Raw genomic sequence first — 10,775 nt, forward strand, 5'->3', positions numbered from 1 at the left:
GCTTCACCTCATTTTGTCGGGCCTTCTTATATTGTGTAGTTACTTGTCTACTACATTATATATTCGGTCAGCAATTCCTAATTCCTACTTTTCGAAAAAAACATGCCTATCATTGGAAAAAGGATTGGCGAACCTCGTTCATTTCGCCGCTTAATAGATAATTAAGAAACGATTCACCTGAATTTCACGATTGTCCGTTACTGTGAGAATCGAAAAGAGAGGAGAGTAGGTATGGAAGCCAACCCACATAAATTGAAAAAATTATTCAGCAAGGTACCCGAAGTTACGATCTTCTTCTGGATCATCAAGGTTTTATGTACGACTGTCGGTGAAACATTTGCCGATTTCCTTAACTTCAATCTCGGATTCGGCTTATCTCTCACGACCATGATCATGGGAATCGCTTTTTTTATTGCTCTGTTTTTCCAATTCAGAGTAATAAAATATAACCCTGCAATCTATTGGATCACCGTGGTGCTCATCAGCGTATTTGGTACACTGGTAACGGATAATTTAACAGACAATATCGGCATCCCTCTTGAGACGAGTACACTCGTTTTCTCGGTATTGCTCGCCTTAACTTTTTTATTCTGGTATCTGAGTGAAAAAACACTCTCGATCCATTCGATTTACACAAGAAAAAGAGAAGCTTTCTACTGGCTTACCATTCTCTTCACATTTGCACTAGGCACAGCAGTCGGCGATCTATTTTCTGAACAGCTCGGTCTAGGTTATCTAGGTACAGGCTTATCAGTCGCTATTATTATTGCTTGTGTATACTTGGCATGGAAGTTTGTGAAACTTGACGGAATATTGGCGTTTTGGATTGTGTATATTCTAACTCGGCCACTCGGAGCATCATTAGGAGATTATCTGTCCCAGCCCAAAGCGAACGGCGCATTAGGTTTGGGCACGACCGGTACGAGTGTGATTTTTCTTGTCGCGATTTTGGCGATTATTATTTTTCTTGCGGTTACCAAATATGATATAACGGTAAAAAATGAAGCAGCAGAAACGAACCGGACTGGAATCAAGAAAAACGTTTTCGTGCAAACCATTGTGGTACTCTGTATTTTCTTAGCGGTTGGGATAGGCGGTTATGCTCGGTTGAACAGTAACATCGCTGCAGAGACGGATGCTGCAACACAGGCATCGTTAGCCGGACAGCTAACAGACTTTGTTACCATTGAACGTGATATGCTGAAAGCTGTTAACGCAAATGACTTTGTCACGGCGAAAAAAGACGCTGACGTCCTGGAAACCCAATGGGATACCGCGGAGCCGAAACTAAGAAAAATAGATGGCGCAACATGGACTAAAGTTGACGGAACGATTGATGTTGTACTGGCAGCGGTTCGCTCGGGTAGTCCAAACGCCGGTAAGTGCGAATCATCTCTTAACAAAGCGCTGAGCACATTAAATGAAGCCAATAAATAAATAACAAACGACTGTCAACTGAAGAGGGCTGCCACAAGGCAGCCCTCTTTGCTTTTCGTTATATATCGAATAACCCTCTGCCAATCAAGTTCGCAGTAACCGGCTTCTTTCCGATTTCCCGTGACCATATAGATAGCTGACCGATGTGGTGGATCTCGTGGGCGATCACGTGCCGCATCACTTCGCCGTATTTATGGGCTACCCGTTCGCCTTCATCCGTGATATCAATCATTATGCGGTCTTCCAGGCTGTCATTCCAATCATAAACAAATGGAGCAACTTCCAGATGGCAACGGGCGGAAAAATCTTTTATTTGCTGCAAGCCGGCCACTTCCTCGAACGGAGGGATATCTATCGCTTTTTCTTGTATTCCACCGCATATCCAGCCATACTCGACTGCCACGATGTGATACAGCGTAGGAAGGATATACCCAATGCCGCCGGTGCGTTTTTTCATCAACTCTTCCTTGTTCACCGTATCGCACCAGTCAAACCAATCTTGGCGAACTTGCCAGTTATACTCAAATAGTTTCAACATGTCGTGGCCTCCTAAAATTAGAAACTGGTACTATGATTCTCTATATAATCCTGATTCCCTGCCCGTTCGTAACTAGGAGAATTCCAAAAGTGCATGCTCAGGAGATGATTGACATGATATTATAAGGTAAACATAGAGATGGAGGAAGCCTGCTGATGAAGAAATCTAAGAGTCTTCTGATCGTCGTAGCGATTGTCATCGTTCTCGTGATTGCCGGTATTAGCTCGTACAACGGATTGGTGTCGTCGGAAACTTCTGTGGACAACAAATTTTCCGCGATTGATGTGCAATTGCAGCGGCGCGCGGAATTGATCCCCAATTTGGTCAGTACGGTCAAGGGTTATGCCGCGCATGAGAAGGAAGTGCTGACCGCGATCTCCGACGCGCGGGCGCGTCTGGCCGGAGCCGGTACGCCCGAACAGAAAGCACAGGCCGATGCCGACCTGACGAGCGCGTTGTCCCGGCTTCTCGTGATTGTGGAAAATTATCCGAACCTGAAGGCGGATGCGCAGTTCACCCGCCTGATGGATGAGCTGTCCGGAACCGAGAACCGGATAGCTGTTGCACGTAAGGATTATAACGACGCCGTGTCCAATTACAACGTGAAGATCCGGAGATTCCCGGCGGCGATCTTCGCCGGCATGTTCGGCTTCGAGAAGAAGCCTTTCTTCACCGCCAAAGAGGGAGCCGATACGGCGCCTGAGGTGAAATTCTGATATGGCCGCCCGGCGTCTGAAGCTCTTCGCCGCCGCATGCCTTGCGGCGCTCTGCCTGTTTTCGGCGGCCGGCGGAGTTTGGGCGGCACCCAGCCATTCCCAATATGGCGTCTATGTACAAGATGAAGCCGACGTGATTTCCCCGCAGGCGGAGCAGGAACTCTACAACCAAGCGGTCTGGCTTGAGCAGAAGACCGGCACGGCTCAGATTGGTGTCGTCACTGTACGCAGCGTCGGGGATACGTCACTGGAAGAAGCGGCCGTCACCAAGTTCCGCGAATTAGGTCTCGGAGGACGTCAGCAGAACGACGGCGTCCTGTTGTTCTATGCGAAGGACGAGAACCGGGTCCGCCTCGAAATCGGATACGGCATGGAAGGACGAATCCCGGACGGTAAGGCAGGCGCTATTCTCGACCAATATTTCGTTCCCTACCGGGAAACCGGCAATCTCGACAACGCATTCTTCTTTACCCAGAGCGCGGTTATCCGCGAAATGGCGGCCGAATACGATATCGATGCCTCCTCCATCGGTTCCGGAAACATGCCGGCTCCGAATTATTACTCGGACGAGGGGACGGGTCTGTGGGCATCCTTGCCTTGGTATGTAAAGGTGTTCGGCGGATTGATTCTCGTATTCCTGTTGGTGCTGGATTTTAAGTTTACCGGAGGCGCCGTCACGTTTGCCATTCTTAATTCCATTGGGCGGAGAGGCGGCGGCGGAGGAGGCCGCGGAGGCGGATGGGGCGGGGGCCGCGGAGGCGGCGGATCTTCCGGTGGAGGCGGGGCGAGCCGATAGACGCTGTTTGTTGGCCATCAGGCGGGCGTCTGCAATGGTTTATTGTTGCTTTTTGAGTAATTTTCTTATAAATTCATCGCCGAAAAGTCTGAACAAAAAATACTAAACTATTCTTCCTTGATATAAAAAGGGCTGCTGATCGATTGGTTCAGCAGCCTTGTTTTTTATTACTTTCGTACCTGTTAGCCTTACAATATCCAAGAAATTACTTGCTGATCGTAATATCAATTTGTGTATCTTTTGGCACAATATCTCCAAGTCGATACGAATGTGCTGATTGTCCAATAACTATTCCCTGAGCGGCCAAATCATTAGACAATTCATTTATCTCCAGATTAATAAAGCCTAGGTTCTTTAAGGTTTCCATCGCTTCGCGATAAGGTAACCCCAATACATTTGGGTAAGCGATTCCTTTATCGTTCTCATATTTCGTTACAGCCAGTTCATTGTTGTTTTTGATATTCAGCAAAAATACGCCTAGAAGCAAGATTGTTAAAATAGTCGCCATCAGAATTTTTAAGTTGATTCTAAAAGGTGACAACAACCGTTTATTCATAATACACCTCCTTGGTAGATAACTGACAAACCGATTATATCCTAAAAATGGAACTTTCAATAGTTACCTCGCTGCCTTCCTGTTTTTATCCATGCGCCAGCCCCTTATGATTCAACTGTCGAACCGTTTTTGGTTTAATGGTTTAGTTGGTTACCCAAAACCGCTACCATCCTACACTTCCAAACCACATTTCTGTATGCTCCCTTACGACCGCCCTTCTGACATATTCAATCATATTGTCTGGTAACTCTTTTGTTTTGAACCAACGCAATTCCTCACATTTATGAGGTTCAACATTGGTAATGCTTCCGCTCCATTTATGCACAGTAAGATAAAAATCTATCCATTCCGAATCTATCGTTTTTCTGTGTGTAACTCCAACTACACTAAGATCGTTGGGATCAATATCTACCCCGGCTTCTTCTTTAGCTTCTCGAATTGCAGCAAGCTTCACTTCTTCCCTGCCATCCATTCTTCCAGCAACTACGCTCCACTTACCATCCTCAAAGCCAGTGTTTTGTCTCTTCAGGAGAAGTACCTCGTTATCCTTATAAAAAAGCAAATAAACTGCTCCATAAAAAATGGGATGCCTCATCGTTTCCTCCGTGATTTTGTTTCTCTTCGTGTTGCGAAGGTTTGAATTTGTTCATCGTATTGTTCTCGAGTATAATAGCCAAACGTTATTTGCTTAATGTCTAACTTCTTGTCAGTCAGCGGAGGGAACATGAAAGGATCGACTCATCTGGCGATCGGTGGAGCCATCGGAATGGCGGCAGCCATTTATTTTCCGTTCCAACTCGACAACGCCGCCATCTATTTATCTGTTGCCGCATTCTCGGCTTTAGCTCCGGATTTAGACGGCTCCAATCTGTTAAGCGGTAAACTGAGCAAGCTTTCCCGATGGCTTCGCGACTTCGGACTCTGGATTGGCCTTCTCCTTGTGATCGGGAATGCGTACTTGTATTTCTCTTTGGAGCGATTCTATCCGATATTTGCTGCTATTTCCGTGATAATCCTGCTTTTCGGTCTCGTCACTTCACAGGGTATAATCCGAAACGGACTTGTCAGTCTGATCGGAATCGGTCTTCTATACGCCGGGATGCAGATGACACAAACTTGGCTCTTGGAACTCGGTGTGTTCGTCACCTGGGTCCCTTGGTTGAACCATCGCGGAATGACGCACACCGTTTGGGCAATATTCTTGTGGGGAGTCATCGGTTGGGAACTAGAAAAGCAATTGAATATCGAAGGCATTGTCGCGACATCCGTGGCCGGGTATGCTTCCCATCTACTCGCGGACACTTTGACCCCGAGCGGCGTCAAATGGCTGTATCCGATTTATCAAAGATCCTTTAAAATCATTCCCAGGTAAGTATGGAGTCAGGTTGCGATGCGCGCGGATATGATGTTATGTGATTTCGGTGCCTTCCAAGAGATACTATGTCAGATCCTTAAGGAGTATTTGGTGTTATAATGGTTATAATTAGTTCTTGAAAGGAGCTGAGATTGTTGGCTATTAGTAAAGAACGTTTTTATGAATTACTTGAACAATTATCTGAAAAAGATCTCGAACTGGTTTCGGAATTAATGGAACGACTTTCCCAAACTTCAACGAAAAGAGTCATTCCATTGGATGATGAGCCAACTACTGAAGATGACTTAGAATCCATTCGTAAGGCTCACGATGCATACTTAAAAGGCGATCTCATAAGCCTTAAGGATGTTGAAGATGAATTACGAAATTAGGTTCCATAAGGATGCCTATAAGTATCTTCAAAAACAAGATTCTATAGCACGAAACAGAATTATTGATCACTTGAAAATCCTATCTGAAAACCCCAGGCATCCAGAACTTGATATCAAAAGAATGCAGGGCTTAGATAATCAATATCGTCTTCGAATAGGATCCTACAGAGTAGTTTTTTCAATTATTGATCACGAACTTGTTATAATTGTAATTAAGATAGGCTCACGTGGTGACGTATATAAATCTTAATGGCACTTGTGTTTCAAGTGTCTTTTTACTTTCAATTTGCATCGGTTTCGGATAATGTCTTCGTATTCACCCTTGAAATGCCTCGGGGGGGGGAACGAGGAGCAGTGAATGCCGGCCCGATGCCTATATACGGTGTTATCTGCTATACCGGCTTCTTCGAATAAAGATCAAACTTCTTCAATTAAGGATTTTCCAATTGGTGTTATGATTCCATCCATACTAATTGAATTCTTATTCTTTCTATATTGATTTAAACCTTCTTCTCCTTTATTTGTTGCCCACTCTATCAATAAATTGCGTTCACCTTCAAACGAATATAGAGGCACGCTAAATCCACATGAAGTCTTTACGCAATCAATTTCTGAAATAATAATTTGTCTGTACCCAGGCAACAAATTGAAATACGTTACAACTTCTCTCCATTCCTCAGAGTTTGGTAAGATTACCTTTCCATTCCCATATAGTCTTAAAATTAATGGCTTTCCTTGAAAAGAAACAAACATAAACGTAATGCGATTACTTTCAGATAGATGAGCACTTGTTTCGTTTCCGCTGCCTGTTAAATCAAGATAGGCAACTTTATTGGGTGAGAGTATTCGAAGAACGTCATGTCCTTTTGGTGAGATATTGACGTGACCGTTTGAGGCAGCAGTTCCTACAAAAAACATTCTCTGTTCATTAATAAATGTTTCATGTTCCGGAAGGATTGATTGGAAAGTACTCCCCATAATAATCACCTCATTATTTTTCGATCCCCGGTATTGCAGAATTCACGACGCGACCCGGCCTTAGATAGCTCCTATCTTAGGCCGGGTCGTGTGTTGTCTGAGTCATCTTCCTTGACTATACACCTGACTACCAAGGGGCGAAAGCCCCAGCGTGAATACGATGTTAGGTGAAGTTGCCACTTCATGAGTTACCGCCAACTTCATTTACTAAACATTTTGATGCCCCATCACGCTTTAGAAAATGCTTTTGAGTAAAAATAAAAAAATGCAGAAATTAATATAATTCCTAAAATAATTAATGTTAATAGTACCAAAGAGAATAAAATCCAAAATGTTTTCCATCTGGAGTCTCTATTTTTAAGTTTATCTTTGTATGACGGTTCTTCATCGATCTCTCTGAATTTAAACTGCTTTTGCTCCATATATCACATCGTTCCTTTTCTTCAGCCTTAGATAGCTCCTATCTTAGACCTGGTCGTGTGTCGTCTGTGCTATTTACATGATCTATCCAAATCCTCGAAATAAGAATGGCTAATATTCCTGTTTTCCAGTCCTCCTAAATATTACGTGGTATCATTCGGATGCTCATTATTAAGTAGCGACTGGCTTCCATATAACACCAATCATTCTTTCTTTTCCTGTATCTTCAAGCGGTTCATAACCTGTTGAGCCATATTTACGTATTAAAGAGCAGTATTCATCCTCGTTAATACTGACTTCTTTGCCTAGGACATCTTTAGCGCGAAAATGTCCGATGAACTCATCGCCTTTTTTGACATCACCATTTGTGAAAAGCTTGTCCAGTACAACTAATTTTCCTTCCTCATCAATCGTGTAGAAAAAATCAGTAGCATAGCCCATGTGACCCCATGAATCTTCAATAACACTGTTACCGTCGATATCCATTAACAAACGGAGAACGTGCCGGGACTCTACTTGAATGACGGACAAAGGCGTTCCATTTTGCAAAACATAAATCCCGGAAATAGATTTATCTGCTCCAATTAATAATTCCGGTGAACCATCGCCGTTTATATCGTAATAGGCATACATTTAGTGTTGGTTGGGTGTCCCAACCAAAGTTATATGTACTCCCTTTACTTACCGCCAACAGGGAATCTCCAATGAGATCCTTGTCGAAAGAAGTAAAGCCGTTCCGTTCAAGTGCTGCATACGCGTTAATAATCGGTTCGTATAAATCATTATCATGCGAAGTATTCTCATGCAAAATGGGGGTCTCTACTGATTGAGGAATGCAGGTGGTAAACAACAATGGTACAGTTACAGCCAGGATGATCACAATTTTCAAAATCCCTATAGATTGTTTATTCTTTACTAACCTATTATTGTAGAAATTCAAAATATCCCCCCCAACATTTTTATATCTAAGTTTGTCTTTACACCGTTAGCCGTTAGTTCGCACTTTCACAAACACCAAACAGCTTTAATCTTCGAAGCCATGCCCTGACAAATCAGCGCCACGGATGGCGCGTCCTTTGCACTCGGTAACGTCTCTCGTATTTACGAAACCGAGAACCTTAAGCCCCAAAGGGGCGGCCGCAACGCGGTTAGGTTCGCAGGTTGTCCGCTGAGTTAACATCTCTGAAAATGCCTCGCGCGGACCGAGCAGCCGTCAGACTGCGATGCGTGAATGCGGTGTTATGTGATGCTCCAGACTTCTTCGAAAAACTATCAAAGCAATTAAAACTTTCATTAATATTCTAGAATAATTTGTTTATTAGTTGTGTTAGTACATTCGGCAAATATTCTTGTGGGTGCATGATTATTGCAATGAATACTGTCATTAAAATGGTTATGACCCATACTATGAAATTATTTATTTTACTTTTTAGTTTCCTTGATTGAATTAAACAGATTAGTACTATTGTGAAGTTAATAAATATTGTAGATGGTACCGAACCTACTCTTGCTAGACCAGTGTATGGAAAGAAATATATTAAAAGATATATGCTCAATATTGTTGGTACTAAAGCTAATGTGAGAACAAATATGTTCCTAATCATTTGTTTTTCTCCCTATTTGCTCTTCTGGAGTTTCACATAACGTTTCCGTGTTCACGACGTCCCACCACCCTAAGGTCCGAAGGATCGGCCGCGATGCGTTTGGGTGGTGCGGATGTGTCCCGGCAACTACTTCTCCGACTTATCTTCCGGGACCGAGGGGCGTATGCCTCGAAGCGTGAACACATTGTTATGCGCTGTCACTTCCCTCTTCGAATAATCTTCATAAATCAAGCACTTACCGAATCATTTCCAGCCATTTGGATATCTCGTATATCTTATCTTAAAGTGTCTTTAATAATAATCCAGGTTGATTTTAACTATTCCCATCCATAGAATTTCTCACCTCGTACTCGAGGAGCACCATTCCGCTGGGATAGGTACGGTGCCCGATGAATGCCAAACGCCGACGTACCCCGCTCGAGGCGAGCAGTGGAACCCCTCCTCCCAAAAGGATCGGGATGAATGCAGGTTCGACAGTATCGACTAGATTCCATGCGAGTAGTTGGGAGAAAAGATCTCCGCCGCCGTAGAGCCAGATATCTCGACCAGATTGCGCACGGAGCTCGCGAACTCGCGCTTCAAGCCCCTCGCTCACGACCTCGACGTCAGGATGATCTTCTTGTCGAAGAGATCGCGAGGCGACGATCACACGCTTTCCTGGAAAGCTTTCACCCATAGCACTTACGATTTCGTAAGTCCGACGCCCCATAAGGAGTGTGTCGAACTGCGCATGAAGCGCTTCGAAATCAAATGAAGGCTCTGGAGTAATCCAGTCGAATTCATCATTGAGTCCTGCGATAAAGCCATCTAGACTACATGCCACCTGGTATCGCAACCGTCTCATCCGATCCACCTCCATCACATTGGTCGTTCTTTCAATATATTTGAGTTAATCCATTTAAACCTAAAAATCATCTGCTGCTGCAGCGCGGTTAGGTTCGCAGGGTTTCGTCTGAATCTACTCCATTGAAATTCCTCGGACGGACCGAGCAGCCTTCAGGCTGCGATGCGTGAATACTGTGTTATGTGAAGTCCCCTCCTTCTTGAACAGCTTTTACTATATATTGTTTCGTCTCCTTCAAATCCTTCTTGATAATTTCCCAAATAATTGATTCATCAACTCCAAAATACTCATGAATTAAAATATTTCTTAACCCTATCATCTGTCTCCATGGGATTTCTGGATACTTTGCCTTTACTTCTTCTGGCATACTTCTCGCTGCTTCACCAATAACTTCGAGATTCCTAATAACTGCATCAAACATCATACGATTACAACAAAAGGAATCGAAATCGATTCCCTCGGTGTAAGTTTCAATTCTGTTTATCGATTCTAAAATATCCGTCAAATACATAACATACCGCCGGCTCATTGATACTGCACCTCGTTCAGTACTTGTTCCTTCATTAAGGGTTTTAATGCATTGGCCGTGACAAGATCAACGGGCTTATTAAAAATGGATTCAAGATAATATTTCAATTCAATAAATTCAAACCCAACAGGGCGACTAAATTCAACTAGTAAGTCAATATCACTTTCCTCCGTTTGTTCATCTCGTGCATAAGATCCAAAGATGCCGATTTTGTTTACAAAAAAATGCGAGGCCAAATATTCCTTCTGTTGCTTGAGTTTATATTCAACATCTGATTTCCGCATGGTATCAACCCCATTGATTTGTTCTTATCGTTATTATAATCCAAAATGAGTAAATTGATTATTTTGAATTTAGGGGATTTCACATAACGTCGTTGTATTCACGAACCCGAGAACCTTAAGGCTCCAGAGGAGCCGGCCGCGACGCGGTTAGGTTCGCAGGGTTGTCCGCTTGAAACAGCTTCCTCGATTTGCCTCGGGCGGACCGAGCAGCCGTAAGGCTGCGATGCGTGAATACGGTGTTATCTGATGCTGCTGACATCTCTGAAATAACTTCACAATCTGTTATCACATTTTTCGAACTTACATTTCATTGCAATCAAACGTTTT

The 10,775-nt window shown here is 43.6% G+C and carries 14 protein-coding genes; 6 read left to right on the forward strand and 8 right to left on the reverse strand.

Translation table 11 applies throughout. From position 1 onward, the window contains the following. Positions 1–231 precede the first annotated feature (231 nt). A complete protein-coding gene (locus E5161_RS10690) occupies positions 232–1,437 on the forward strand; it encodes a COG4705 family protein (protein ID WP_136777787.1) in 1,206 nt (401 codons plus the stop codon). A gap of 58 nt (positions 1,438–1,495) precedes the next feature. Here the strand turns inward: E5161_RS10690 and E5161_RS10695 are convergent, their stop codons facing one another. Continuing rightward, on the reverse strand, positions 1,496–1,975 hold the full coding sequence (locus tag E5161_RS10695) for a DinB family protein (RefSeq protein WP_136777788.1): 480 nt from the start codon (positions 1,973–1,975) through the stop codon (positions 1,496–1,498). Positions 1,976–2,130: 155 nt separating this feature from the next. Here E5161_RS10695 and E5161_RS10700 point away from each other — a divergent pair, with 155 nt between their 5' ends. Together E5161_RS10700 and E5161_RS20775 are read left to right on the forward strand one after the other, a co-directional pair. Further along, positions 2,131–2,691 carry a LemA family protein gene (locus E5161_RS10700; RefSeq protein WP_136777789.1) on the forward strand — a complete coding sequence of 187 codons (561 nt, stop codon included), beginning with the start codon at positions 2,131–2,133 and terminating at the stop codon, positions 2,689–2,691. Position 2,692: 1 nt separating this feature from the next. Continuing rightward, positions 2,693–3,487 (forward strand): TPM domain-containing protein, encoded by a 795-nt coding sequence (locus tag E5161_RS20775; RefSeq protein WP_169306662.1) that lies wholly within the window; start codon positions 2,693–2,695, stop codon positions 3,485–3,487. 205 nt (positions 3,488–3,692) lie between these two features. Here E5161_RS20775 and E5161_RS10710 read toward each other — a convergent pair whose 3' ends face one another. Next, complete coding sequence (locus E5161_RS10710) at positions 3,693–4,043, reverse strand: PASTA domain-containing protein (RefSeq protein WP_136777790.1); 351 nt, start codon at positions 4,041–4,043, stop codon at positions 3,693–3,695. A gap of 163 nt (positions 4,044–4,206) precedes the next feature. Then, on the reverse strand, positions 4,207–4,638 hold the full coding sequence (locus E5161_RS10715) for an NUDIX hydrolase (protein WP_136777791.1): 432 nt from the start codon (positions 4,636–4,638) through the stop codon (positions 4,207–4,209). 129 nt (positions 4,639–4,767) lie between these two features. On the opposite strand from E5161_RS10715, the gene E5161_RS10720 reads away from it, so the two are divergent. The 3 genes from E5161_RS10720 (at position 4,768) to E5161_RS21415 (ending at position 6,039) form a co-directional block, all read left to right on the forward strand. Further along, on the forward strand, positions 4,768–5,415 hold the full coding sequence (locus E5161_RS10720; RefSeq protein ID WP_136777792.1) for a metal-dependent hydrolase: 648 nt from the start codon (positions 4,768–4,770) through the stop codon (positions 5,413–5,415). Positions 5,416–5,552: 137 nt separating this feature from the next. Continuing rightward, positions 5,553–5,789: an RIO2 family protein gene (locus E5161_RS10725; protein WP_136777793.1), complete on the forward strand. Its 237-nt coding sequence runs from the start codon at positions 5,553–5,555 to the stop codon at positions 5,787–5,789. Continuing rightward, positions 5,773–6,039 carry a type II toxin-antitoxin system RelE family toxin gene (locus E5161_RS21415; RefSeq protein WP_136777794.1) on the forward strand — a complete coding sequence of 89 codons (267 nt, stop codon included), beginning with the start codon at positions 5,773–5,775 and terminating at the stop codon, positions 6,037–6,039. Before E5161_RS10725 ends, E5161_RS21415 begins: the two co-directional genes overlap by 17 nt. Before the next feature lie 167 nt (positions 6,040–6,206). Here the strand turns inward: E5161_RS21415 and E5161_RS10735 are convergent, their stop codons facing one another. The 5 genes from E5161_RS10735 to E5161_RS10755 form a co-directional block, all read right to left on the reverse strand. After that, the gene (locus tag E5161_RS10735) at positions 6,207–6,767 is read right to left on the reverse strand and encodes a pyridoxamine 5'-phosphate oxidase family protein (RefSeq protein WP_136777795.1); all 561 of its coding nucleotides are present in this window, start codon (positions 6,765–6,767) and stop codon (positions 6,207–6,209) included. Positions 6,768–7,358: 591 nt separating this feature from the next. Beyond that, on the reverse strand, positions 7,359–7,820 hold the full coding sequence (locus E5161_RS10740) for a hypothetical protein (RefSeq protein WP_136777796.1): 462 nt from the start codon (positions 7,818–7,820) through the stop codon (positions 7,359–7,361). Between the two features lie 1,284 nt (positions 7,821–9,104). Then, on the reverse strand, positions 9,105–9,635 hold the full coding sequence (locus tag E5161_RS10745) for a dihydrofolate reductase family protein (protein ID WP_136777797.1): 531 nt from the start codon (positions 9,633–9,635) through the stop codon (positions 9,105–9,107). Between the two features lie 178 nt (positions 9,636–9,813). After that, the gene (locus E5161_RS10750; protein ID WP_136777798.1) at positions 9,814–10,164 is read right to left on the reverse strand and encodes a HepT-like ribonuclease domain-containing protein; all 351 of its coding nucleotides are present in this window, start codon (positions 10,162–10,164) and stop codon (positions 9,814–9,816) included. Then, entirely contained in the window at positions 10,161–10,448 is a 288-nt protein-coding gene (locus E5161_RS10755; RefSeq protein WP_136777799.1) for a nucleotidyltransferase family protein, read from the reverse strand. The genes E5161_RS10750 and E5161_RS10755 overlap by 4 nt, the downstream gene beginning before the upstream one ends. Positions 10,449–10,775 lie beyond the last annotated feature (327 nt).

It is taken from the genome of Cohnella pontilimi (genome assembly GCF_005049045.1).
Taxonomy (GTDB): domain Bacteria; phylum Bacillota; class Bacilli; order Paenibacillales; family Paenibacillaceae; genus Cohnella; species Cohnella pontilimi.